Here is a 25,012-nt window from a genome sequence, read left to right as displayed (position 1 = left end):
GCATCCTCCAGACGCCGCATCGCCGCACGTCCCGGTGATTTGCCGTCTGCCGCGCCTTCCGCGAAGCGGCGTGACCGCCCTGCGCATCAGGAAACCGATCAGATCACAGGGATATGACACAGAACCGGCAGACCGGGATGCTTGCACAGTTCCGACCGGTTCGCAATGTGACCAAATCGGGATCGTCCCGCGCTGCGATCATTCCGCCGCCTTTGCAGTCTGGGATAGGCTGTCGAGATACCGGGTCAGGTCGTCGCGCAGGTCGTCGCGGGCCAGCGCAAAGGCCACGGTCGCCTGCAGGAACCCCGCCTTGGAGCCGCAATCGAACCGCTGGCCGCGGAAGCGGTAGCCGAAGACCGGGATGTCCGCCCGGATGTCCTCGGCGATCGCGTCGGTCAGCTGGATCTCGCCCCCAGCGCCCTGCTTCATCTTGTTGAGGTTCTTCAGCACCGACGGGTCCAGAACGTAGCGCCCGATCACCGCGAGGTTGGACGGCGCCTCGTCCGCCCTGGGCTTTTCCACCATGCCCTTGACCGAGACCACCGAGCCCATGTCCTCGGCCACGTCCAGAACGCCGTAGGAACTGGTCTTTTCCGGCGGCACCTCCATCGCGGCGACCATGTTGCCGCCGGTTTCGGCATAGGCTTCGACCATCTGCTGCAGGCAGGGCTTTTCCGCCGCGATCACGTCATCGGGCAGCATCACCGCAAAGGGCTCGTCGCCGATGAGCCGCCGGGCGCACCAGACCGCGTGCCCCAGCCCCAGCGCCCGGTGCTGGCGGATATAGGCGATGGCGCCGCTTTCCATGTTGGTGGCCTTGAGCGTCTCGAGCAGGTCGCTTTTGCCCTTCTTGCGCAACTCCTGCTCGAGGATCGGATTGTGGTCAAAATAATCCTCGAGCGCGGATTTGCCGCGCGAGGTGACGAAGATGAATTCCTTGATGCCGGCGGCGCGCGCCTCGTCGATGGCGTATTGCACCAGCGGCCGGTCCACCAGGGTCATGATTTCCTTGGGAACCGATTTGGTGGCCGGCAGAAACCGCGTACCCAGGCCCGCAACGGGAAAAATGGCTTTGGTCACCTTGCGTGTCATGATCAATCCTCAAACTAAGAAAAAACGGGGCCTGCACCGACTATCACGCCAATATAACGGTTTAATCCCGAAACGCGACCAGGTTCAACATCGCCCCGGTCCGGGGCGGGACAATCAGCGACAAGACACGTCTTTGAGGTGTTCTTTTGGACAATCAGCAGGATGAAGCGAGATCTAGGCGATGCATGCCCTCGGAAGCACTGCAGCCCAAAGCTGCTTGACCACTACACCTGTGTCGTAGAAGGGCTTTTGACTAAGTGCGCTAGGACAGGTGGGCTTCCATGGATTCACAGCCTTTGTACACGGACATCAAAAAAACAGGAAATCGTCGCTACCAAGGTCTATTGCCAGCGTGTCCCAAAACAACACGCTGCCTTCATTCAAAACGCTAGAGTAGTCGACGCGCGCATTACTTCCCTCTTGGGTAATTTGTAAGTCTACGAATGTGAGCCCAAGACCGATGAAATGAACCCTATCAATCCCAAGCTCAAAGTCCATGATCCGATCAAGCCCGTCTCCCGCTAGAAATATGAAAAGGTCTGCACCCTCTCCGCCGTGGAGATAATCGTTGTTTCGACCACCTCTCAACTGATCACTACCTGCCCCTCCCTCCAAATGGTCGCGTCCTTCGTTCCCAAACAGAACATCGTTGCCGTCGCCTCCAACGAGTTTGTCATATCCGGCACCGCCATGGATCACATCGTCACCCGTACCACCAACCACATGGTCGCGCCCATTGCCAAGTAAGTTATCGTTTTTATTTGACCACCCCAACAATGGGGCCAACTCATTCAAACCAATTGAGATGCCTTGCACCTCGTTGCCAAATTCAGGTTGGCCATCCGAAATGCGGGCAATTGGTCGTTCTGATAACAAGGTAATTTCAACGACTTCGTATGGATCCAGAACCAAATTCACATCATAGATGTCATCAATCGGAACGGTGGTTACTTCGGTAGCAACATCTACTTCGCCAGCAAAATAGAAATCTTCAATTCCATCGGCTGCATCACTTTCCACGTTCGGGCGCAGGAAGATAGTTTCCGATGGCGGTAGATAAGTTTTGTACATGCCGTTTTCATCAGACGAAAAAATACTACTGTCCAACACACCGTTCTGAAAAAGCCCTTCCAGCTTTTTTTCGAGGGCCGCTTTTTCCGTTTCGTCGATTTCTCTCATTCTGTTCCGCGTCCCGCCGATCAGACCACCGTCTTCATCGTACACGGCTCGATCACTCAAGCCGTCTGAACTTTCAGACAGGATTCCTAACTTTCGTGCGGAAACGCTCGGGGAGATCAGTCCCAAATAGCCTAAGTCCAGGTTTACCTGAGTCCCAAATCTACCTGTCCTACTAGAAACATATAGTACAGTCTTGGTATCACTCTGGAAGGCGTTAATCTCGAATGCCAAGTCATCACTTGGTGAGATGTTCAAGTCTACGAGTGACAATCCGGCGCCATTTTCATCGAACAAGCTTTCTCGCATCCAAGAAAATATTTGACCACCGGGCGAAAGTACGACGTCGTGGTGAGGGGTGTTACCGCCAGCCAATGCGTTGTAGTTCTTAAGCCGAACACCCCAAATATCGGCTGCGTCCACGCCTTCCTTGAGCATGATCTCGAAGGCCTCTAAAAGGGTTGATGCGGCAATCAATCCTTGCTGATTGTAGTTCTGACTCTTCACGTTCCACTCGGTCACGTGGTAATTTAGTTCTTGTGGAAAATACTCTTCCCACTTCGCAATTCGGTCGGCTAGGTGCTTGGTCTCTGTCCAATCACCCTGAAACGGCGCGTGATCTGTATCGAATTTTTTAGTGAAATAGAAGTGAGATACTAACCCATCTACCGCGGCGCTGGCGAGAGACGCCTGAAAACCATCGCTCAGATCTTTATTTTTATCAAAATGCCGTATAATTTCTAGGTTTCGGTCATCCATATTCCCAGCATGACCTGAGTCCCAAGGTGGAGCCGTTTGAACGAGAATACTTGGGTCTACAAAGATCCCTTGGGAAGTCGCGTTTAGCGTACTAATTGCATTTGCCAAGCGTTCAACTGCCAAGGCAGCGTCTTGCCCATAGCTTGAAGGTTCCTGATCTCCAAAATACTCGTTCCCGACTTCGAAGCCTTTGAGAAGCGGAGCTGCGTAATTTAGCTCTGCGTAGACCGCTTTGACAAACTCGGACATTTGAACCTGTGACGCCAACTTTTCGGCAACCGGCAGCACAAGCGTAAAAGGCGTATCCGTTGCAACAGACCATTGAATGAACTCCACCAGTTCCGACTGCAGTTTTCCGCCAGGCATATGAGTTAGATTTGCAGACTGCGCTTGACCGGCAGGGTACCGAAGTTGAGTGAGTCCCAAGACGGCTTTGGCATCAGCGAAGTTGTCGTCAAAGCCCAAGATGTTGCCCCCGAAATGTTCGAGATTCACCCGTTCGCCTTTGGAATTTACGGCAAGAGTGTAGCTGTAGTCGGACATTCGTTTCTCACCCAAGAAAATGCTGACGACTTATCTACTGAATCAGTTATTGAATAATAAGGCTGGCGGCGTCCAACTTAATAAACCGGGCATTTAAGTATCTTTGTAGGTACTTTTGACCTTAATCACAGCGATGGAAATTCACCTTGCTGGCTTCCTAGAAGCCTACAACTTCACTCGCCGTCTAAAGGCGCTCAGTAATCTCACATCCTACGAGTGTATCTGCCAAATATGTACTTCTAAACCTGTTCGATTCATCACCCCCCCGATCCACTAGATGATGGGACTGAGCACCTGGTTCGAAAGACTTCAGAGCATCTCAGTTTTCATTTATACAGACGTTCTTTAAGATTTCTTTCCTTGCGCTTCGAATCACTGAGCATACGGCATTAGCAACCTCTATTTTCACCGCCTCATTGAGACCAATCACGCATTTTTGTTTGCCTTCATTTAAGGCCTGAATTATCAGTCGGCGCAATTTGATTCGCTCTCCTAATCCAAAAAGATCATCACTTCCATTTTGTTCCCAAAATGATGACACCTCATCTACTACATAGCACGAGATCGGTACGGCTCTTTGGGCGCCGACGGAATAATCCATTAACGCCAAGAAAGTACACATTGTGAGAATATCAAAGAAGTTTGGTGCACGTTTCACGCGCCAGCAACCTTGGATCCACTGTGTTCCAAAGTTCGCTTCGAAGTTTTCCCAAGCAACTTGAACGTCCGCTGGGGGTCGACGCAGTAGCTGCCAGGCATCTTCCAAGCTGAAGGGTGTTGTTGTTGTACAGAACATCTTCGGTTCCATCCTCCTGTCTGCCAAAATCTGATTAAGGCTGGCAAACATTCCCTTAACGCTTTACTCCATGGTCATCTATGCTGGAAAAAGTTCGGCTCCGGTAAAGACAACTCAGATCAGATGGCGTTTACGGAGTTTTAACTGTTCGCAGGTGAGTTCGGTACGGTCTCGACAATAGTTTAAGGCTGAACTCGTGAGTCAATATGAATGGATGTTTGACGTTCTAGATGACCTGAAGACATTTGCCGTGATGAACGGCTTAGAACAAACAGTGGCTGCACTAGAACAAACTTCTTTTATTGCAATGCAGGAAGCTCTTGTTTCGCACGAACGCTCAGTAAGTAGGTCACCTACTGGCGTGCCAAAATCTCATTATAGGACTTAGCAACTGTATTCCTCATACGCGTTGAGAACCCCAACATTGGCGCGGAGTTTGCCAGCACTCTGGTGCATGAGGGACTGTTCTGGAAGTTCGACAACCGGCGCCAGATCGCAGCCTATGCCGGGCTTGTGAAACCCGATACAGCACGATCGCCTCACAGCAATCAGTGCGGACAGATCCTTGAATCCCTCAAGGGGAACACCGCCAAACTCCACAAATTACAGATCCTGATCCTAGCAAAAAATATTCACGGTCTTTTAATTGCGAACGGATATCTTTTTCATGAGCAGATAAACTTATCAACTTACTGGAACGCAAACCGAAACCCTATCGACAGTTCGTCGGCGCCGGTGCAATAACGCGGGGGCTCAAACGCTCCCGCTTTATTAACTTCACTTTTAAGCCATTAGTAATTCTCACCAACTGCGATACTGAACCAGCCCCTGTTTCACCGGACACCTAAGCGGTTTCGGTGTTGGCCCTGATGAACTCGCGTGGCGAGCGCCATTTCAGGCCGCTGTGTGGGTGGTTGTCGTTGTAATCCTCGATCCAATCTCCAACCAATCTCAGAACGGTTTCGGCATCCGGCAGCGGATTGACGCGAGCGTAGTCGCGCTTGAGCATTTTGACGAAGGCTTCCGACATGCCGCTGGACTGCGGGCTGGCCACGGGCGTGAAGCAGGGTTTCAGACCGAGCTGGCAGGCAAATATGCGGGTTTCCCTTGCGGTGTAGGCGCTGATTACAATTTCCTCAGTTTGCGCCAAAGGAACCAATATGTATAATACCGCTTGGACCACTTGTTTGGAAGGTTCCCCCAACTTCATTGGCTTGCGGCCCGTAAAACTGTCCATCAGCGCGGCCAGAGGTTTCAGGACCGGACAAATTTGCGGTGAAAATCGCACCAGAAACACTTCCGGACCCAATAAAGTCAAGTTCCGAAGCTGGGCTTAGCGTTCCATCTTTCCTGCTGACGGCTTCGGTGTTTCTACTTGAAATATCAACTGTCACAAAATCTGTCGAAACGGTTACGATGGAAGAGGTCAAATATTGCTGCCCATCCGAAAGCTTTGCTGTACCTAGACTGTTCCCATTGTAAGTTGCAGTGGTTCCACTTGGCATACTGGAAGCCACCGTTTTGGCACCATAAGAGCCCGCGCCAAATTTTCCTGAGCCGGCTCCTAGCCCGGTAATCCAAGTGCCGTAAGTCTGATACTCATATCCAAACGAGTTTGGTTCGGCAATGATCGCAACTTCTTCTCGGCTAAGTGACACTGCGCCCACTAAATCACTGCTGACCTCGACGGTATCGCCCCTTCTAGTATCAAAGTTCACACTCGCTCCTGGTCCATTAGCACTTACCGCAACCAGTTTGCCATTCTCGTTTGTGAAGCTCGCAATAGCTGAGTTGGGTCCAGTTTGACCAAAAATTTTAACTTGGCCGGTGCTCGGATCGATAGTGTAATTCGCAACCACCGCCTGCCCTTGTAGTTGTGCAGTCCCGTTACTGGGGAGGCCGGAGAATCCCGAAAACGCAATCACGTCTGGCGTCGTTGTTGACGAACTGCCTCCACCACTTGAACAAGCTGACAAGGTGCTAATGAAAGCTAGTTGTGCACCACTGAGAAACAAGGCAGAGCGCATAGCCAATCCTTAATCCAAAGCTTACCAGCTTCTTGTGTACCGATATGGCATCAGAGTGTTGTCTATCCCAAAGTCACCCATTCTCGGTGCTTAGGGCAACCCACGGGACAGCAAGTAGTTTGTCGAACAAACATTTGTTTTTTCACTGATACTAAACGACTCCGTCTTAAGAATTATCTTGATGTCTGAAGATTGAATAAACGCACAACACAAAATGACCCAACACCCGGAAATGCTCGCAACAGCAATGGGAAAATGGCCCCGATGGACGCTGCTATTGGGATTGGTACTAGGCGCAACCCTGGGTGCCGGTAGCTTTGCGCTGGCGTTTGAACCAACCCGTGTGAATCCCACGAGGGCCGCTGGTGATCCGAATATCGAGCGCACGTTCTTGGCTGGCCTTGATCTTTTGAATAGAGGGCGGCCGGAGCATGCGGCGCGGAAGTTTCTCGCTATACTTGCAGAAGATCCAACCTTGGTGCGGGTGAGACTCGAGCTCGCGAGGACATACTTTTTGAGCAAACAGTGGCGGCGTTCTCGCAGTGAGTTTTTTAGAGTTCTGTCCAGTGACCTACCTGATCCAGTAAGGTACAGAGTCTTAGACTACATCAGAGCCATTGATGCCAGGAGAGGTTTTGACTGGGATCTAAGTGTCTCGTTGGTATCAGTCGGAAATACTCGGGACTACGATACCGATGAAGTTCTTTTGAATTTTTCTGGTGCGCAACTGCCGTTCATTTTGAATAGAGACACGACCAGCAAGTTGGGTGTGCAAGTGGTCGGGGGCACGAACTATCGAAAGCCGATGGAAGTCACTTTCGGGACACTAGAGACCATCGCCTTTGCAGCCATGTCGTTCGACTTGAAGGAAGCCAATTCTTCTATGTACGACGAATATCAGATCTTTGGGCGTGTGGGTCTTCGGCTTCTCTCCCCAAGAACAACCATCTCCCTAGCACCGGTTCTTTCCACTCGGATTGTTTCCGGTGATGCCTTCGAGAACCGTGCGGGATTTGAGGCCTTTTTCGAGCACCGTGGTTTGTTTGGCGGTTCGTTGTTTGGCTTCGTTGGTGCAACAAGCCTTCATAATCTAAAATCCGACGCCCTTGATGGTTTCGAAACCCTTGCGGAGTTGGGTTTTCGCCGATCTTTTTTGGGGCGAAATGTGGTTGGTGTGAGCTTGTTTCTTGAAGACAAGAATGTGGATTACAGCTTCGACAATTATGCTCGCGGTGGGCTCAGGGTATTTGGAAGCTTCAACGCGCGCTATGGCTTGACCATTTCTCCTAGCGCGTTCTACTCAAAGAAAAAATTCAGCGAGAACAATCCCCTTTTGACTGGCGATCCGGACGAAGAGACCCTTGGAGTTACATTGCGGATCGAGAAGAACGACATTTTCTTTGGCAACGGTTTTTCGCCGTTTGTCGAGCTTGAGCATTCTCGGACCAAATCTGGTATTGATGCCTTCAGTTATCGAGAGAACAAGTTCAACGTTGGCGTTGAGCGTCGTTTTTAAGTCAATTTCTGATTGAACTCTTGACGCAGCCCGTTCTCCAACTGAGGAGACACCCGCGCATGGCATCCTGGAACTGGACAATGACACCACCGAACGCGCCATGCGGGCCATCGCCCTCGGCCGCAAGAATTACCTCTTCGTCGGATCACCCGCTGGTGGACGGACCGCGGCGGTCGCCCATACCCTAATCGAGACCGCCAAGCTCAACGGCGTCGATCCGCAAACCTGGCTTGCCGATACCATCGCCCGCATCCTCGACTACAAGATCACCTGCGCAAACGACTTGCTGCCCTAAAAATAGCAGTCACACCGGACGCTTACACTCGACAAACTGCAACTCAACAAGAACCGCAAACTTGACAGGGTTTCGGAAACTCGGGATACCGCCCCGGACCCGGTGCCGCGCGCAGGCGCCGGCCTCCGGGGGCTGATCGGAAGGTGGGCAGTGACATGAGGATCTACGTCGCAGGCCATCGCGGCATGGTCGGAAGCGCGATCCTGCGCAGGCTGCAGGCCCGCAGGGCGGCGGGCGAGGCGCTGGAGCCGATCACCCGCAGCCATGCCGAGCTGGACCTGACCGATCAGGCCGCCGTGCGCGCTTTCATGGAGGCGGAGCGGCCCGACGTGGTGATCCTGGCCGCCGCCAAGGTCGGCGGCATCCTGGCCAACAACCGCTATCCGGCGCAGTTCATCTATGAAAACCTGATGATCGAATGCAACGTGATCCATCAGGCCTTCGCCGCCGGGGTCACCCGGCTGCTGCAGCTGGGGTCGAGCTGCATCTATCCCCGGCTGGCCGAACAGCCGATGCGCGAGGACGCGCTGCTGACCGGCCCGCTGGAGCCCACCAACGAACCCTATGCCATCGCCAAGATCGCCGGCATCAAGCTGTGCGAAAGCTACAACCGCGAGCACGGCACCGACTACCGCTCGGTGATGCCCACCAACCTCTACGGGCCGGGCGACAATTTCCATCCCGAAAACTCCCATGTCCTGCCCGCCCTGATCCGCCGCTTCCACGAGGCGGCGCAGGAGGGCCGGGACGAGGTGGTGATCTGGGGCACCGGCACGCCCCGGCGCGAGTTCCTGCATGTGGACGACATGGCCGAGGCCGCGCTTTTCGTGCTCGACCTGCCGAAAGCGGTATATGAAGCCAAAACAGAGCCTATGCTGAGCCATATCAACGTGGGCACGGGCCGCGATGTCAGCATTCTGGAGCTGGCGCGGATGGTGGCCGGGGAGACCGGGTTTTCGGGCCGCATCGCCACCGATCCGGCCAAGCCCGACGGCACCCCGCGCAAGCTGATGGATGTCAGCCGCCTGGCCGGCATGGGCTGGCGGGCGCGGATTCCGCTGGCCGACGGGATCGCGGAAACCTATCGGTGGTTTCTCGACAATCAGGACGTATTCCGGCAGTAGGCCGGGCAGGACAAGGATAACGAGTGCATGGCCCAGATCATCCATCCCCTGTTGCTCTGCGGCGGTTCCGGCACCCGGCTCTGGCCGCTCTCGCGCAAGAGCTATCCCAAGCAGTTCGCCCGGCTGACCGGTGAGGAAAGCCTGTTCCAGGCTTCGGCCCGCCGGCTTTCGGGCGAGGGCTTTGCCGCGCCGCTGGTGATCACCGGATCGGATTTCCGCTTCATCGTGCTGGAACAGCTGGCGGCGGTCGAGATCGCCCCCGCCGCCACCCTGATCGAGCCCGAGGCGCGCAACACCGCCCCTGCGATCCTTGCCGCCGCGCTGGTGCTGGAGGCCCGGGAACCGGGGGCGCTGATGCTGGTGGCCCCGTCCGATCACGTCATCCCCGACGCGGCACGGTTCCGCGGCGCCGTGCAGGCCGCCGCCGCCGCCGCCGCGGCGCAGGCGGGCCGGATCGTCACCTTCGGCATCCGTCCCGACCGGGCCGAGACGGGATATGGCTGGCTGGAACTGAGCGCGGCGCCGGAGGCGGATTTCGCGCCGGTGCCGCAGCCGTTGCGCCGCTTCGTCGAAAAGCCCGACGCGGCCGCGGCGCAGGCGATGCTCGCGGATGGCCGGCATCTGTGGAATGCGGGCATCTTCCTGTTCTCCACCGCCACCCTGATCGCCGCGTTCGAGGCGTTCGCGCCGGAGATGCTGGCCGGTGTGCGCGCGGCGGTCGAAGGGGCCGAACGCGATCTGGGCTTCACCCGGCTGGCGCCCGACCCCTGGGCGGCGCTGGAGGGGATCTCGATCGACTATGCGGTGATGGAGAAGGCCGACAACCTGAGCGTCGTGCCCTATGGCGGCGGCTGGTCCGATCTGGGCGGCTGGGACACGGTCTGGCGCGAAAGCGGCCCGGACGCGGATGGTGTCGTCATCTCCGGCCCTGCAACCGCCCTGGAATGCGAAAACACCCTTCTCAGAGCCGAATCCGACGCGCAGCAGCTGGTCGGGATCGGGTTGCAGGACGTGATCGCCGTGGCGATGCCCGATGCGGTGCTGGTCGCCCGCAAGGACCGGGCGCAGGAGGTCAAGCGGGCGGTGGCGGCGCTCAAGGCCAAGGGCGCGGCCCAGGCCGAGACCCTGCCGCGCGACTACCGGCCCTGGGGCTGGTTCGAGAGCCTGGCGGTGGGTGGGCGTTTTCAGGTCAAGCGCATCCACGTGAACCCGGGCGGGGCGCTCAGCCTGCAGAGCCATCACCACCGCGCCGAGCACTGGATCGTGGTGCAGGGCACGGCCCGGGTGACGATCGACGGCGAGGTGCAACTGGTGACCGAGAACCAGTCCGTCTACATCCCGCTGGGCGCGGTGCACCGGCTGGAGAATCCCGGCAAGGTGGGCATGGTGCTGATCGAGGTGCAGACCGGCACCTATCTGGGCGAGGATGACATCATCCGCTACGAGGATGTCTATGCGCGTGGCCAGGGGACCAAGGGGTAACAGTAGGTCGAGTTACAGGCTCATTGCTTCGAGCCTGCAAGTCAGAACAAATATCAAGCTTCGCAACTCACCCGTTTAGATTTATATTAGAGTTATTCATATTCACCTTTCAGAATTCATCAAGGAGTCCCGTGAAGAAAAACAACGAATCGTCACGGGACTATCACGGGGTTAAGACGGGACTCGTCCTCGTAAGGTGCTGAAAGCTTTAAATTTCCCAAAAGCCATTGCTCTCGACCTAGAACGGTTGGCTTTTATCAATTTTCTTCAACTAAATCTGAACTTGTCCAGGCCTTTTCGGCGCCTGACGGGGCCTATGAGCCGCTGACGGCGGCGGATGTGATTGCCCGGAACAAGGATAGAGGCTGACAGGTTGGCGGTATTTCGCATCCAGCAGGCGGCTGCGCTGCGTCTTGACGAGATATACCGCTACACCAGACGGCGCTGGGGAGCGGACCAGGCCGACGTCTATATCACCGAGCTGTTTGCCTCATTCGAAGAGATCGATGCCGGTGGTGTGGCATCCAAACCGATCCCGGCCGAGTTCGGCGTCGCCGGCTACTACTTTCGGTTCAAACGGCATTTCGTCTACTGGAAAAGACTGTCGAACGGCGAGGTCGGCATCGTCACGATCTTGCATGAGCGGATGCATCAGCTCGACCGTTTCAAGGCCGACCTGCGGTCCGCCTGAGACGAAGCCGGTTCTTTCACATCCGCGTAATGTGGTGTCCCTTTGCGAAACATCCATCTCATGTCCTCTCCGGTGTCGCCAATCCACCTCTCCAAGGCTTCGCTCTGGCCGCGGATTTGCGCCTCGGGACTGGATTATTGTTCCCTCGAACCGGCTCTAGGACTTCGGCGGCCCATGAGCTCTGGGCGTTCGGCACCGATCATGCCTTTTCCTGCCGGGCACCGGCACCGAGATGTGTTGGGCGACAGGCAGAAACATCTGTTGCATGCGTGGTTGAGCCCAACCGCGTCTCTATAAGAAACCTTCACCGCACATGAACAATCAATGTAACGTCAAGTTCTGACCAACCGAACCCTTATAGAAAGCAACCAGTGTATAGGATGTATGCACCAGGAGCACGAAGGTCGGATCCCGTGATTACGGGGATGGGTTCACATGCAGACAACAACGGTCATGAACGTTGTCTTCAAGGGCTTCCGTAGCCGATATGCTTTTCCGGGGGCGAGATCATCAGCCTCCGGAAGCAAGCCCCCACTCTTCTCATACTGGCTCTCCTGTCACCTTGTGACGCAAGGCCGGCATCCCCGTCTATACCGGGACTAGTACAGCAGAGCAGTGGTCTACTCTCAAAGCCCCCTGCCCCACTCGGTAACAACGACATCACGACGTTTCCGGCGGATCTGAATTGCTCCGGGCGGCGGTTGCTTCAGGACAGCGGTACCCCGGGAAAGCGATTGAAGTTTCAGTGCCCGATACTCTTCGTGTTGGGACCACTGCTGTTGCAGTGCGCTCCGGAGCGTCTTCTAGCGCCGCCAACATAAGCGCTCCTTCATCCAGACCGAGAACCTGGGCCAGCGCCGGAACGCGCTTAAGAGGCAACCGCGTTAATCCCAGCGCCATCATCTTCACTTGACTGGCATAGGAAAAGCCAGATCGGGCGGCGATCTCCGCATCGGTCAGACCAGAAGCCTTGATTGCATCGGATAGTATTTCAGCAGTGGAATTGCGGGTCATATTTAATCTCGTGTAAGTCGTTGTTTCGCGATGCACTATCGTAGTCAGCACGCAAAGAGCCGAGTGCAGGCTGGAAGGCCAGTCCGCAGTTGACCCCGAGACGCCTCCTGGAAGACGGCGGTCACTGAAACCCCGAATCTTGTCACTGAAACCCCGAATCTAAAGAGCCTGTCGCTAAAACCCCGACGTTTGTCGTTAAAACCCCGACGTCGGTCACTGAAACCCCGACGTCGGTCACCGAAACCCCGAATCTGAAGGGCTTGTCGCTAAAACCCCGAATCTCAGAGCGACGCGTATTCAAGCCCCCGAAATCGCCGGCCATTGTCCCCAAAGCCTCAACAATCGGACGGGCATAGGACAACCATGAGAGGGGGCGAGATGACATAATCATTGCTACACGACTCTTGAGCCATCAGCGGTGGCGCGCCGAGAAGCCGCAGAGCTCCCTTAGAGAGCCTTTACGATGCGCACAAGGGGAGCGGAGCCCATCATAGCAAAAGTCACTCCAGGCGACGCTCTGTGGCCATTTCCCCAAGAATCTGAGTGTCAGTTCCCCGCCGTCGATTTGAGTAAGCGCCTCCAACATCATGTACCGGTTGGCGATCTGCCATTCGATGTTCAACTTGAACAACACCGCGTCGCTCGAATCTTCATCGCCGGTTTCTACGAGATCTGGGACACGGACTCGGCAACGGCATACAGGAAGCTCCATGTTGATCTTGGTCACCATGGTCTCGGCTTGGACCGTGTGTGAAATGTCGTAACTCCATCTGGATGATCACCCAGGCTACGCATGCCCTCAGGCCACCCGACAAATTACACCACCTTGACGGACGTGACCCTCTAACTGACATCGGCTTATTCCATGCTCCGCAGTTATCTTGTTCTGTACTCAATATTGGTTATATTAGTGACATTTCGCTTGAGGTAGCGGCCATGTCACGCACTACATCCACTTTAACAGTCCGCGTGAGCGGGAGCCTTTGCGAGTTTGTCGCCACAAATGTTGGCGAAAACGGCTCTTATGAGAATGTCAGTGAATACATCCGCGACCTAATCCGACGTGATAAAGAGCGGGTGGAACGCGAAGCTTTCGAGGTACTGAAATCTGAACTTGTCCAGGCCTTTTCGGCGCCTGACGGGGCCTATGAGCCGCTGACGGCGGCGGATGTGATTGCCCGGAACAAGGATAGAGGCTGACAGGTTGGCGGTATTTCGCATCCAGCAGGCGGCTGCGCTGCGTCTTGACGAGATATACCGCTACACCAGACGGCGCTGGGGAGCGGACCAGGCCGACGTCTATATCACCGAGCTGTTTGCCTCATTCGAAGAGATCGATGCCGGTGGTGTGGCATCCAAACCGATCCCGGCCGAGTTCGGCGTCGCCGGCTACTACTTTCGGTTCAAACGGCATTTCGTCTACTGGAAAAGACTGTCGAACGGCGAGGTCGGCATCGTCACGATCTTGCATGAGCGGATGCATCAGCTCGACCGTTTCAAGGCCGACCTGCGGTCCGCCTGAGACGAAGCCGGTTCTTTCACATCCGCGTAATGTGGTGTCCCTTTGCGAAACATCCATCTCATGTCCTCTCCGGTGTCGCCAATCCACCTCTCCAAGGCTTCGCTCTGGCCGCGGATTTGCGCCTCGGGACTGGATTATTGTTCCCTCGAACCGGCTCTAGGACTTCGGCGGCCCATGAGCTCTGGGCGTTCGGCACCGATCATGCCTTTTCCTGCCGGGCACCGGCACCGAGATGTGTTGGGCGACAGGCAGAAACATCTGTTGCATGCGTGGTTGAGCCCAACCGCGTCTCTATAAGAAACCTTCACCGCACATGAACAATCAATGTAACGTCAAGTTCTGACCAACCGAACCCTTATAGAAAGCAACCAGTGTATAGGATGTATGCACCAGGAGCACGAAGGTCGGATCCCGTGATTACGGGGATGGGTTCACATGCAGACAACAACGGTCATGAACGTTGTCTTCAAGGGCTTCCGTAGCCGATATGCTTTTCCGGGGGCGAGATCATCAGCCTCCGGAAGCAAGCCCCCACTCTTCTCATACTGGCTCTCCTGTCACCTTGTGACGCAAGGCCGGCATCCCCGTCTATACCGGGACTAGTACAGCAGAGCAGTGGTCTACTCTCAAAGCCCCCTGCCCCACTCGGTAACAACGACATCACGACGTTTCCGGCGGATCTGAATTGCTCCGGGCGGCGGTTGCTTCAGGACAGCGGTACCCCGGGAAAGCGATTGAAGTTTCAGTGCCCGATACTCTTCGTGTTGGGACCACTGCTGTTGCAGTGCGCTCCGGAGCGTCTTCTAGCGCCGCCAACATAAGCGCTCCTTCATCCAGACCGAGAACCTGGGCCAGCGCCGGAACGCGCTTAAGAGGCAACCGCGTTAATCCCAGCGCCATCATCTTCACTTGACTGGCATAGGAAAAGCCAGATCGGGCGGCGATCTCCGCATCGGTCAGACCAGAAGCCTTGATTGCATCGGATAGTATTTCAGCAGTGGAATTGCGGGTCATATTTAATCTCGTGTAAGTCGTTGTTTCGCGATGCACTATCGTAGTCAGCACGCAAAGAGCCGAGTGCAGGCTGGAAGGCCAGTCCGCAGTTGACCCCGAGACGCCTCCTGGAAGACGGCGGTCACTGAAACCCCGAATCTTGTCACTGAAACCCCGAATCTAAAGAGCCTGTCGCTAAAACCCCGACGTTTGTCGTTAAAACCCCGACGTCGGTCACTGAAACCCCGACGTCGGTCACCGAAACCCCGAATCTGAAGGGCTTGTCGCTAAAACCCCGAATCTCAGAGCGACGCGTATTCAAGCCCCCGAAATCGCCGGCCATTGTCCCCAAAGCCTCAACAATCGGACGGGCATAGGACAACCATGAGAGGGGGCGAGATGACATAATCATTGTGTGCGGGGACATTCAGCAACTTACAGAACTGCTCGGTTCACTATCAACTTTCTGGCCTTGCTTCGTTCATCTAATTGGTGGCGTTAAGGTAAGGCATTTAGCCCCGAACCGACTCTTTCAGTGGCAAGCAGGCTCGTGGCAGGTATGAGTGAAAGGATTTGAAGCATGCGCATTGCGATGATCGGCACCGGTTACGTTGGTCTGGTATCCGGGGTCTGTTTTTCGGATTTCGGCCATGACGTGATCTGTGTCGACAAGGCCGCCCGCAAGATCGAGATGCTGCAGGCGGGCCAGGTTCCGATCTACGAGCCCGGCCTCGATGCGCTGATGGCCAAGAACGTTGCGGCCGGGCGGCTGAGCTTCACCACCAACCTGGCGGCGGCGGTGGCGGTGGCCGATGCGGTCTTCATCGCCGTCGGCACCCCGACCCGGCGCGGCGACGGGCATGCGGACCTGACCTATGTGATGGCCGCGGCCGAAGAGATCGCCCATGCGCTCGACGGCTATACGGTAGTGGTGACCAAATCCACCGTGCCGCTGGGCACCAACCGCAAGGTGCACGAGGTCATCGCCGCGGCCAATCCGGCCGCCGCGTTCGATGTCGCCTCGAATCCCGAATTCCTGCGCGAAGGCGCGGCGATCGACGATTTCATGCGCCCCGACCGGGTGGTGGTCGGCGTCGAGAGCGATCGCGCCGCCGAGGTGATGGCCGAGATCTACCGCCCGCTCTACCTGCGCGATTTCCCGATCCTGACCACCGATCTGGAAAGCGCCGAGATGATCAAATACGCCGCCAACGCGTTCCTGGCGACCAAGATCACCTTCATCAACGAGATCGCCGGCCTGTGCGAGCGGGTCGGTGCGGATGTGAAAGAGGTGGCGCGCGGCATCGGCCTGGACGGCCGGATCGGCAACAAGTTCCTGCATGCGGGTCCGGGCTATGGCGGGTCGTGCTTTCCCAAGGACACCGCGGCGCTGGCGCGGATCGGGCAGGAGCATGCCCACCCGATGCAGATCACCGAGACCGTCATCCGCGTCAATGACGAGGTCAAGAAGCGGATGATCGAAAAGATCCGCGACGCCTGCGGCGACAGCTTCAACGGCAAGACCGTGGCGGTGCTGGGCGTCACCTTCAAGCCCAATACCGACGACATGCGCGAGGCGCCGTCGCTGACCATCGTGCCCGCCCTGATCGGCGGCGGGGCGCGGGTGCGGGTGGTGGATCCGCAGGGCCGCGCCGAGGGCGAGGCGCTGCTGCCCGGCGTGACCTGGATGGAAGATCCCTATCAGGCGGCGGACGGGGCGGATGCGGTGGTGCTGCTGACCGAATGGAACGAGTTCCGCGCCCTCAACCTGCCGCAGCTGGCGCAGGCCATGAAGACCCCGCGCATGATCGATCTGCGCAACATCTATTCGGCGAAATCGGCCGAAAAGGCCGGATTCGAGTCCTATGTCGGGGTCGGCCGGGCGTCGTGAACGTTTCGCGCGCGAAACGTTTCGTTCATCCTTGCAGCGCGCGCAGCCAGTCCTCCAGCGCCTCGGCCAGCCGGTCCGAGACCGCGTCGCCGACCAGTTCGATGCGCCGCTGATCCGGGCTGAACCGCATCTCGAGCCCGGGACCCGGGCGGGTGACGATCCGCTCGCCCGGCGCCGTCGCGGGGCCGGGCTGGCGCAGCCGGGGCCGCGCGGGCGGTTCGGGGTCGGCGGGCGGAGCCGGAGGCGCGGCCCGCTCGGCCAGCGCCGCCGCCAGGATCCGCATCTCGGCCTCGGCGCCGTCGCGCGGGCTGGCGCGCAGCCGGTCGGTCAGCGCATCGGCAAAGCCCGGATCGCGCCCCATCTCGCGGACCAGCGCCAGGCCCAGCTTTTCGCTGATGGCGGAGGGGAAGTAGAGCACCGCGTCGAACGCCTCGACCAGCGCCATGAAGGTGCCGATCTTGGAGCGTTTCGACCGCGTCGCATTGCCGAACAGCCCCTGCAGCGCCGCCTTCTGGGTGGGATAGACCCCTTCCTTCATCGCCCGCACCACGATGCGCGCGCGTTCGTAATGGCTGAGGTTCACCCGGATCTCGTTTTCCTCGACCATCGCCACATAGGCGTCCTGCGCGGTCTCCGGCGTGATCACCATCGCCCGCACCCGCGCGAATTTCGGATCCGAACTGTCCTTGTGGAGCCGTTTCAGCGCCGTCAGCCGCCGCCAGCCCGAGATCAGGCCATGGGTCCGCCCGCCGGCGGGGTCGGGCAGCGCCACCACCTCGATCGGCATCTGCTGGCCGCGGGCGCGCAGCGACTCCATCAGCGACACCATCTCTTCCTCGTTCTGCTCCAGCCGGTCGCGGACCAGGTGGCGCTCGTCGATGGCTTCCAGCGGCAGCAGCTCGATCATCCGCCCCTCGGTCCGGGCGCGGGACAGCGCCTCGCTCACTTCCGCCAGCGCCGCCGTGGCCGAGGCTTCGCCCGCCACCTGCGCGATCGGGGCCGCGTTCACACCCAGCGGCATCGATTTGGTCTCGGGCGCGGCGCCCAGGTAATCGACCCGCGCCGGGGTCAGTCGCTTGCGTTTGGCCATCTCTGCTCCTCCTCACCTGTCCCTTTGCAGGATCATTCCGCCGCCTGCTGCGCCGCCAGCTCGTCGCGCCGCCAGACACCCAGCAGCAGCCGCTTGAAGGAGGCATAGGTGGCGTCGAAGGTTTCGCGGCCGCGGGCATAGGTCTCACGGTTGAAATCGCGGTAGTCGGCCTCGTAGATGCCGCTCACCTGCTCGCCCGCCTGGCCGATCAGCGCGGTGAAGTCCTGCCGGTGCGGCGACAGCGTCTTGCCCAGATAGGCCTGCATCAGCGCCGCCAGCTCGCCCTGCTGGGCGCCGTCGAACCGGGTGATCACCGCCCGCACCGCATCCCATTCAAAGGCCATCTCGGGCCGGCCCAGGGCGCGGGCGGCGACATTCTCGCCCTCCTCGATGCTGGCGAAGGTGGAATGCAGCATGTCGAAGAACCGGCCGGTGGAGTCGAATTCCAGGAAGGACGCCCCCAGCGGCACCAGCAGGATGTCCGCCGCCGCCAGACCGTTGATGGTCAGGTATCCCAGCGCCGGGGGCGTGTCGATGAACACAAGGTCGTAGGCGTCCAGCACCCCGTCCGCCGCCAGCCTCTCGGTCAGCGCGTCCCACAGCTTCCAGCCGCGCGCCTGCATCCGCCAGACCGGGATTTGGAATTCGGCCCAGTACAGGTTCAGCTGCGCGCCGATCAGGTCGATATTGGGCCAGTGGGTGGACTGGATCACGTCCCGCGCGGTCATGTTCATCGCCGCGTTCAGCGCCTCGTCGAGCGGCTGGGGCGGATCGCCCCTGTCGAGCCGGCGCTGGTTCTCGATCCGCAGATATTCGCCGTAGTGGCGGGCCAGCAGCGGAAAGGCGGTCTGCCATTCGTCCTCGACCTTGCCGCCGAAGATCGAGGTCATCGAGCCCTGGCTGTCGAGATCGACCACCAGCACCTTGTAGCCGTCGAGCGCGGCCGACATCGCCAGATGCGCCGCCGTCGAGGTCTTGCCCACCCCGCCCTTGAAATTGGCCACCGCCACCATCTTGGCGGGCTGGCCGGCGGGGCGGTAGGGCAGGTAGTTCTTGGCCTTCGAGCCCTGCGCCCCGAAAAACGCGCGCAGCCGCAGCACCTCGTCCAGGGTGAACCACTTGGCGCCGCCCTCGGTCTCGGACCGGCCCTGCGGCAGGTCCGGGTTCTGCTTCAGCACGCGGCGGAAATGGGCCTGGGCCACCGGAATCAGATAGCGGGTGATCTCCCAGGTGGAGAACAGCCGCAGCGTCTTGCGCCCGTCCTCGTTCAGGCCGCGGCTGGCCAGATCGGCGCGCCCGCGGGCGCAGGCCTGGGCGATCGCCGCGAACCCGTCCGAGCCTGTGGGCAAGTCCAGATCCGCCAGCGCCGCATCGGCATCGATGTTGAAATAGGGGGGGAGGGGGGTGCCGTCCTTCGCCATGATGAATACCGCTCGATGTATCGTGTTTTCCCCATGATACGCAAAAACGCGATACATGAAAGGAAAACGCGCACAAGGCGCGGTTTTTCTCAGCAAAATAAGGGGATGGTGGTGCCAATATGGCGCAAATTTCGGGGGGGGTGCGAATTTTTTCGGGTGTTAGATTCGTGTTATTTCCTGTTACGGGAGGAATGATCCGCGGGGAAAGCCCAATCAAACAAGGGGCTTGAGGCGGTTTTCGGGGGCCTTGCCGACTCTGAAACCCCGAAGAAACGATTCCGAACCCCCGATGGCGCGACTCCGAACCCCCGATGGAAACCGTTGTGCGGGCTTGTGGATAACTCTAGGGTGGGTGTCACTGAAACCACGAAAGAAAACGAGTCGGATACCGACCGCGAACAGGGCCCCGCAAGAGGGCGGCAAGGCAGAGAGCGATGGGCAGGGCAGTCACAGATACGGCCGGGGGGCTTCTCCCGGACCGCCGGCAGCAGGGCGATTTCTTCGTCTGCGACATTTTCGATGCGATCCCCAAGGATGACCTGGCCAGCATGGAGCATCCGCTGTTTTCGCTGGCGACCCGTCCCGACCGGCGGATCCTGGACTATGAGCACAACGGGGTGCGGATCACGGTGACGCCATCGGTCAAGGGGCTGGCCACGATCCATGACAAGGACATCCTGATCTTCTGCATCAGCCAGCTGATGGCGGCGATCAATGCCGGGCGGCGGGTGAACCGCACGCTGACGCTCAAGGCGCATGACCTGCTGGCGGCGACCAACCGCGAGACCAGCGGAGACGCCTATCGCCGCCTGCGCGAAGCCTTCGAGCGGCTGGCGGGCACCCGCATCACCACCAACATCGTGACCGGCGAGCAGGAGACCACCACCGGATTCGGCCTGATCGAGCGCTGGGAGATCGTGCGCAAGACCCGCGGCGGGCGGATGATCAGCGTGGCGGTGACGCTCAGCGAATGGCTCTACCGCGCGGTGCTGTCGAAATCGGTGCTGACGCTCAGCCGCGACTATTTCCGCCTGCGCAAGCCGCTGGAGCGGCGGGTCTACGAACTGGCGCGCAAGCATTGCGGCCGCCAGCCCGCCTGGACGGTGTCGGTGGAGACCCTGCTGAAGAAATCCGGCAGCGCCAGCCCGCGCCGGGTGTTCCGCAAGATGCTGCGCGACATGATCGCGGCCGACCATCTGCCCGATTACGAGATGCGCGAGGAGCCGGGCGACCTGATCCGGTTCAGCCCCCGGGCCGGCCTGGTCGAGCCCGACCGGGCGCCCCCCGCGCTCGGTCCGGAGGTGCTGGAAGAAGCGCGGCGGCTGATGCCGGGGGCGGATGTCTACGGACTCGAGGCGGAATGGCGCGGGGTCTGGGCGCGCTCGGGCGCGCCGCGGCTGAGAAAGCCCGACGCGGCCTTCCTGGGCTGGGTGCGCAAGCGGGCCGGCGCCTGAGGCCGGCCGGGCGTCGCGCCTTGCGTCATTGCTCGACCGAAACCGGCAGGTCCATGCCGTGCTCCTTCAGCAGCGCATGGCGGCGCGCGGTCCGGAGATCCTCGGCCACCATCTCGGCGCACATCTCCTGCACGGTGATCTCGGGCTCCCAGCCCAGTTTCTGCTTGGCCCGCGACGGATCGCCCAGCAGCGTCTCCACCTCGGCCGGGCGGAAATAGCGCGGGTCGATGCGCAGGATCACGTCGCCCACCTTCAGCGCCGGGGCCTTGTCGCCCTCGATCGCCGTGACGGTGGCGATTTCCTCGGTCCCGGAGCCGGAAAACGCCAATGTCAGACCCAGTTCCGCCGCCGCCCAGGTGATGAACTCGCGCACCGAATACTGCACCCCGGTGGCGATCACGAAGTCCTCGGGCGCGTCCTGCTGCAGCATCATCCACTGCATGCGCACGTAATCCCTGGCATGGCCCCAGTCGCGCAGCGCGTCGATATTGCCCATGTAGAGGCAGGGCTCCAGCCCCTGGGCGATGTTGGCCAGCCCCCGGGTGATCTTGCGGGTCACGAAGGTCTCGCCCCGGCGCGGGCTTTCGTGGTTGAAGAGAATCCCGTTGCAGGCATACATCCCGTAGGCCTCGCGATAGTTCACCGTGATCCAGTAGGCATAGAGCTTGGCCACCGCATAGGGCGAGCGCGGGTGAAACGGCGTCGTCTCGCGCTGCGGCACTTCCTGCACCAGGCCGTACAGCTCCGAGGTGGAGGCCTGGTAGAAGCGGGTCTTCTTCTCCAGCCCCAGAAACCGGATCGACTCCAAGAGGCGCAGGGTGCCGATCGCGTCCACGTCGGCGGTGTATTCCGGGGCCTCGAAACTGACCGCCACGTGGCTCTGGGCGCCCAGGTTGTAGACCTCGTCGGGCTGCACCTCCTGCAGGATGCGGGTCAGGTTCGAACTGTCGGTGAGATCGCCGTAATGCAGGCGGAACCGGGCATGGTCGGTATGCGGATCCTGATAGATGTGATCCACCCGGTCGGTGTTGAACAGCGAGGCCCGGCGCTTGATGCCATGCACCTCATAGCCCTTGTCCAGCAGGAACTCCGCCAGATACGAGCCGTCCTGGCCGGTGATACCGGTGATCAGCGCTTTTTTCATATGGTTCTTCCGAATAGGTGCGGTTTTCGGGGCCGGTCTATCCTGATTGCCCCGGGGCTGGAAGGGACGATCCGAAAGACGGCGGCGCGGCGGGGCAGGGGAGGCGCATTCGCGGATGTTTTGTGATCCCGGTTTTTCCTCCATATTTTGGGGACTGGTCGTTATGGCGTTCATTCATGATAGGTTATGCGCATTACCCGGGATAGTTCGGAGCCTTGGATTGAATAATTGATAACGTTCAGTTATCAGTTATGATTGGATTTGGCACGAAATGACCACTGGCGAGTGTGAAAGCCGCCTCGGGCCGCCCGCCCGAGAACGGGGTACGGTCTTTCGAAGGCACAGACCCAGCGGATGCCCCCAGCGCTTCGCAATTTCTATGGCGCTAATGCTTAGGAAAGCCATGCTGCCACTCACGCCGGCGGTTCCAGATTTCTTTCCAGACCCGAGCGTTTTCGCCCTCCGGGTTCTGAACCGAAAACGCAAGCTTTCTGGTCCAGGGCCAAATTCTGAACAGGGCTCGGGCCGGCAGTCTCTGCCAAACCGGGATGTGGCGTGCGATCAGTTCGCTCTTGGCGCTGAGAAGGCGCACCATCTTTTCACTGCGGACCTTTTCCGAAGCGCCGCCGTAATGCACGATCACGGCCTCGGGCGTCACGCGCGGCGCAGCCCCGATGTCACGGGCGGCGCGAAGGCAGAGGTCGGCCTCTTCTCCATACATGAAGAAGGTCAGGTCGAACCCTCCCAAGGCGTGCCAATCCGAGCGCCGGATCAGCAGAAAGCATCCCGTCACGATATCGACCCAGCGCTCGGATCCGCGATCCCATCCGCCGTAGGCCTCCGAATTGAAAAGCGGGCTGTTCGGAAAGATGCCGGTCAGACCGGACGTCCGGCAAAATATGTTCCACAGGCTCATTCTGCGCCAGCAGGAGGTGGGGTTCAGGCTGCGATCCTCATAGAGAGTTCGCCCGCCCCATATCCGTGCCTCCGGGTTCCGTCCGGCAAATGCGACCAACTTGTCGATGGCCCCGTCCAGCACAACGGTGTCGGGGTTCAGCAACAGCAGATATTCCCCCTGTGCCCGTTCGGCCGCGATGTTGTTCGCCTTGGCAAAACCATGGTTCTGGGTTTCGGCCAGAAGGACAATATCCGGAAATTCCGCGGCAATCGCTTCGGCCGACCCGTCGTTCGACGCATTGTCCACCACGATCAGTTCATAGGGCAATCGTGTCTCTGCCCGAACCGAGCGCAGGCAGTCGAGCGTCATGTCTCGGGTATTGTAACTGATGACGAGAATGGAAATTTTTGGAACGGTTTCGGTCATAGAACTTTTCCATTGCCACAATCGGCGTACTAAAAACAACGGTGGTTTCCGGCCATTCTATGGCCAACGTCCTGGTTCAACACAACCCTTGGAAATACCGTGTTTCGCGTGCGAAACACTTCGGACTTGCAACCCTCTCCCCCGTCGATCTTCCATCATTGAACACGTCCTTATCCCGGGCGGACGGCTGACCCTCAAGGCGATGGGTGTCCGCGGGCTTGGCAAAGGGGTCGCCGAGAAGCCGACCGGATCCGGCCCGGGGTCAATTCTATGCTGCAAAAAACGGCATATGTCGCTGACATTGCCTGTGTTTTGACGAGGCCAAACGCGTTTCAAGATTCGACAACATGTGATTTGCGCGCTGGCGCAGGATTTTGTCTCATTGTTCATGAAGCGGATGCAGTGCATGGGTTTTCATGTCTTTGGTATCGATTCTTGAACGCGGCGCGACCGTCGAACCGTTCTGCGAAGTTCCGCGATCCTTTTGAAAATGGTCTAAAGATGTACAGGTTAGGACAATGCCCGTTTCGACCGAATGGTGCCAAGGGGTAGGCGGCGGGAGCCGCGACCGCTACAATCGTGGCATGATTGAGTCACTTCGGCCTTGAAAAGCCGGCCCGATCGTCCAAGGTTCGTTGCCGGGAGCGTGGTGTTGCGCGACCCGTGTTTGAGTGTAGGTGTTTTGCAAGGTTGTCGGTCGCATGAGTTCTGAGGATCTCTATATTGGGCATTTCGGACTGACCGAGCGGCCATTCACCCTGCTGCCGGATCCCGGTTTCCTGTTCTGGTCGGAGCCGCACAGGCGCGCCTTCATGGTTCTGGAATTCGGGGTCATGTCCCGGGCGCCGATCACGCTGATCACCGGCGAGATCGGATCGGGCAAGACGACGCTGATCCAGAAGCTGCTCGGCCAGATGGACGAGGATGTCACGACCGGGCTGATCTCGAACGCGCAGCGCGGACGCGGCGAGATGCTGCAATGGGTTCTGAACGCGCTGGATGTCGAGGCCAATCCGCGGGCGCCCTATGTGCAGCTGTTCCAGAAGCTGCAGGATTTCCTGATTGCGGAATATGCCGCCGGCCGGCGGGTGGTGCTGATCTTCGACGAGGCGCAGAACCTGTCGCGCGAAGGTCTGGAAGAACTGCGCATGCTGACCAACATCAATGCCAACAAGGACGAGCTGATTCAGCTGATCCTGGTCGGCCAGCCCGAACTGCGCGACATGGTTCTGGACCCGGGCATGCGCCAGCTGGCCCAGAGGGTGGCGGCGAGCTTTCATCTGCCGGGCATGGATCGCGGGACCGTCCGGGACTATATCGCGCATCGCCTCAGGGTGGTGGGCGGCACCGGGGAGGAGTTCCCGGAGGACGCCTGCGCGCTGATCCACCGGGCGACGGGCGGCATTCCGCGGCTGGTCAACCAGCTTTGCGAGTTCGCCATGCTCTATGCCTGGAGCGACGACAGCAAGGTGGTGTCGGACCGGATCGTGCGGAACGTGCTCGAGGACGGCGTGTTCTTCGGCGCCTTCTCCCTGCCCGAGGCCGCGGAGAAGGAGCAGTTTCAGGTGCTGACGCTCCGGCAGGAAGAACGCGTGGCGCCCGAGGAAAAGGCGGGATGACGCCATGGCATTGCAACCGGGCGCAGGTTGACGGGAAAC

Annotated in this window: 21 protein-coding genes and 1 pseudogene; 10 read left to right on the top strand and 12 right to left on the bottom strand. The window is 58.9% G+C overall.

Annotated elements, in window-relative coordinates:
* Window positions 1-198: 198 nt before the first annotated feature.
* The 5 genes and pseudogenes from galU to AC2FNJ_RS10360 all read right to left on the bottom strand — a co-directional run bounded on the left by galU (window position 199) and on the right by AC2FNJ_RS10360 (window position 6,393).
* On the bottom strand, window positions 199-1,092 hold the full coding sequence (galU, locus tag AC2FNJ_RS10380; RefSeq protein ID WP_496764157.1) for a UTP--glucose-1-phosphate uridylyltransferase GalU: 894 nt from the start codon (window positions 1,090-1,092) through the stop codon (window positions 199-201).
* A 309-nt stretch (window positions 1,093-1,401) separates the two neighbouring features.
* Window positions 1,402-3,570: a calcium-binding protein gene (locus AC2FNJ_RS10375; RefSeq protein WP_496764156.1), complete on the bottom strand. Its 2,169-nt coding sequence runs from the start codon at window positions 3,568-3,570 to the stop codon at window positions 1,402-1,404.
* Window positions 3,571-3,889: 319 nt separating this feature from the next.
* Entirely contained in the window at window positions 3,890-4,378 is a 489-nt protein-coding gene (locus AC2FNJ_RS10370; protein WP_496764155.1) for a hypothetical protein, read from the bottom strand.
* Between the two features lie 832 nt (window positions 4,379-5,210).
* Window positions 5,211-5,489 (bottom strand): annotated as a pseudogene (locus AC2FNJ_RS10365) (integrase core domain-containing protein); the annotation flags it as partial.
* A gap of 13 nt (window positions 5,490-5,502) precedes the next feature.
* Window positions 5,503-6,393 carry a transferrin-binding protein-like solute binding protein gene (locus AC2FNJ_RS10360; RefSeq protein ID WP_496764154.1) on the bottom strand — a complete coding sequence of 297 codons (891 nt, stop codon included), beginning with the start codon at window positions 6,391-6,393 and terminating at the stop codon, window positions 5,503-5,505.
* A gap of 214 nt (window positions 6,394-6,607) precedes the next feature.
* On the opposite strand from AC2FNJ_RS10360, the gene AC2FNJ_RS10355 reads away from it, so the two are divergent.
* The 5 genes from AC2FNJ_RS10355 to AC2FNJ_RS10335 all read left to right on the top strand — a co-directional run bounded on the left by AC2FNJ_RS10355 (window position 6,608) and on the right by AC2FNJ_RS10335 (window position 11,501).
* Window positions 6,608-7,909, top strand: a complete 1,302-nt coding sequence (locus AC2FNJ_RS10355; RefSeq protein WP_496764153.1) for a tetratricopeptide repeat protein — start codon at window positions 6,608-6,610, stop codon at window positions 7,907-7,909.
* A 64-nt stretch (window positions 7,910-7,973) separates the two neighbouring features.
* Window positions 7,974-8,204 carry a transposase domain-containing protein gene (locus tag AC2FNJ_RS10350; RefSeq protein WP_496764184.1) on the top strand — a complete coding sequence of 77 codons (231 nt, stop codon included), beginning with the start codon at window positions 7,974-7,976 and terminating at the stop codon, window positions 8,202-8,204.
* 155 nt (window positions 8,205-8,359) lie between these two features.
* The gene (fcl, locus tag AC2FNJ_RS10345) at window positions 8,360-9,328 is read left to right on the top strand and encodes a GDP-L-fucose synthase (RefSeq protein WP_496764152.1); all 969 of its coding nucleotides are present in this window, start codon (window positions 8,360-8,362) and stop codon (window positions 9,326-9,328) included.
* 27 nt (window positions 9,329-9,355) lie between these two features.
* A complete protein-coding gene (locus tag AC2FNJ_RS10340) occupies window positions 9,356-10,810 on the top strand; it encodes a mannose-1-phosphate guanylyltransferase/mannose-6-phosphate isomerase (RefSeq protein WP_496764151.1) in 1,455 nt (484 codons plus the stop codon).
* A 373-nt stretch (window positions 10,811-11,183) separates the two neighbouring features.
* Window positions 11,184-11,501, top strand: coding sequence for a type II toxin-antitoxin system RelE/ParE family toxin (locus AC2FNJ_RS10335; RefSeq protein WP_496764148.1), 318 nt, complete (start codon window positions 11,184-11,186; stop codon window positions 11,499-11,501).
* A gap of 660 nt (window positions 11,502-12,161) precedes the next feature.
* Here the strand turns inward: AC2FNJ_RS10335 and AC2FNJ_RS10330 are convergent.
* Window positions 12,162-12,515 carry a hypothetical protein gene (locus AC2FNJ_RS10330; RefSeq protein WP_496764147.1) on the bottom strand — a complete coding sequence of 118 codons (354 nt, stop codon included), beginning with the start codon at window positions 12,513-12,515 and terminating at the stop codon, window positions 12,162-12,164.
* 412 nt (window positions 12,516-12,927) lie between these two features.
* The gene (locus AC2FNJ_RS10325) at window positions 12,928-13,242 is read right to left on the bottom strand and encodes a hypothetical protein (protein WP_496764150.1); all 315 of its coding nucleotides are present in this window, start codon (window positions 13,240-13,242) and stop codon (window positions 12,928-12,930) included.
* A gap of 209 nt (window positions 13,243-13,451) precedes the next feature.
* Here AC2FNJ_RS10325 and AC2FNJ_RS10320 point away from each other — a divergent pair, with 209 nt between their 5' ends.
* Together AC2FNJ_RS10320 and AC2FNJ_RS10315 are read left to right on the top strand one after the other, a co-directional pair.
* On the top strand, window positions 13,452-13,715 hold the full coding sequence (locus tag AC2FNJ_RS10320; protein ID WP_496764149.1) for a ribbon-helix-helix domain-containing protein: 264 nt from the start codon (window positions 13,452-13,454) through the stop codon (window positions 13,713-13,715).
* A gap of 4 nt (window positions 13,716-13,719) precedes the next feature.
* On the top strand, window positions 13,720-14,037 hold the full coding sequence (locus AC2FNJ_RS10315) for a type II toxin-antitoxin system RelE/ParE family toxin (RefSeq protein WP_496764148.1): 318 nt from the start codon (window positions 13,720-13,722) through the stop codon (window positions 14,035-14,037).
* Between the two features lie 660 nt (window positions 14,038-14,697).
* Here AC2FNJ_RS10315 and AC2FNJ_RS10310 read toward each other — a convergent pair.
* Entirely contained in the window at window positions 14,698-15,051 is a 354-nt protein-coding gene (locus AC2FNJ_RS10310; protein ID WP_496764147.1) for a hypothetical protein, read from the bottom strand.
* 559 nt (window positions 15,052-15,610) lie between these two features.
* On the opposite strand from AC2FNJ_RS10310, the gene AC2FNJ_RS10305 reads away from it, so the two are divergent.
* Window positions 15,611-16,921: a UDP-glucose dehydrogenase family protein gene (locus AC2FNJ_RS10305; protein ID WP_496764146.1), complete on the top strand. Its 1,311-nt coding sequence runs from the start codon at window positions 15,611-15,613 to the stop codon at window positions 16,919-16,921.
* Between the two features lie 25 nt (window positions 16,922-16,946).
* Here the strand turns inward: AC2FNJ_RS10305 and AC2FNJ_RS10300 are convergent, their stop codons facing one another.
* Window positions 16,947-18,011, bottom strand: coding sequence for a ParB N-terminal domain-containing protein (locus tag AC2FNJ_RS10300; RefSeq protein ID WP_496764145.1), 1,065 nt, complete (start codon window positions 18,009-18,011; stop codon window positions 16,947-16,949).
* Window positions 18,012-18,043: 32 nt separating this feature from the next.
* The gene (locus tag AC2FNJ_RS10295; RefSeq protein ID WP_496764144.1) at window positions 18,044-19,432 is read right to left on the bottom strand and encodes an AAA family ATPase; all 1,389 of its coding nucleotides are present in this window, start codon (window positions 19,430-19,432) and stop codon (window positions 18,044-18,046) included.
* A gap of 434 nt (window positions 19,433-19,866) precedes the next feature.
* On the opposite strand from AC2FNJ_RS10295, the gene AC2FNJ_RS10290 reads away from it, so the two are divergent.
* Window positions 19,867-20,886 (top strand): replication initiator protein A, encoded by a 1,020-nt coding sequence (locus AC2FNJ_RS10290; protein WP_496764143.1) that lies wholly within the window; start codon window positions 19,867-19,869, stop codon window positions 20,884-20,886.
* Between the two features lie 25 nt (window positions 20,887-20,911).
* On the opposite strand, the gene gmd is transcribed toward AC2FNJ_RS10290, so the two are convergent.
* Together gmd and AC2FNJ_RS10280 are read right to left on the bottom strand one after the other, a co-directional pair.
* Window positions 20,912-22,030 carry a GDP-mannose 4,6-dehydratase gene (gmd, locus tag AC2FNJ_RS10285; RefSeq protein ID WP_496764142.1) on the bottom strand — a complete coding sequence of 373 codons (1,119 nt, stop codon included), beginning with the start codon at window positions 22,028-22,030 and terminating at the stop codon, window positions 20,912-20,914.
* A 385-nt stretch (window positions 22,031-22,415) separates the two neighbouring features.
* Entirely contained in the window at window positions 22,416-23,354 is a 939-nt protein-coding gene (locus AC2FNJ_RS10280) for a glycosyltransferase family 2 protein (RefSeq protein ID WP_496764141.1), read from the bottom strand.
* 701 nt (window positions 23,355-24,055) lie between these two features.
* Between AC2FNJ_RS10280 and AC2FNJ_RS10275 the strand changes: the two genes are divergently transcribed.
* Window positions 24,056-24,973: an ExeA family protein gene (locus AC2FNJ_RS10275; RefSeq protein ID WP_496764140.1), complete on the top strand. Its 918-nt coding sequence runs from the start codon at window positions 24,056-24,058 to the stop codon at window positions 24,971-24,973.
* The last annotated feature ends 39 nt before the right edge of the window (window positions 24,974-25,012 follow it).

It is taken from the genome of Ruegeria sp. BHSB196, assembly GCF_059613135.1.
Note: the sequence above shows the minus strand (reverse complement) of the source record. Positions and strands in the feature narration are given on the sequence as shown.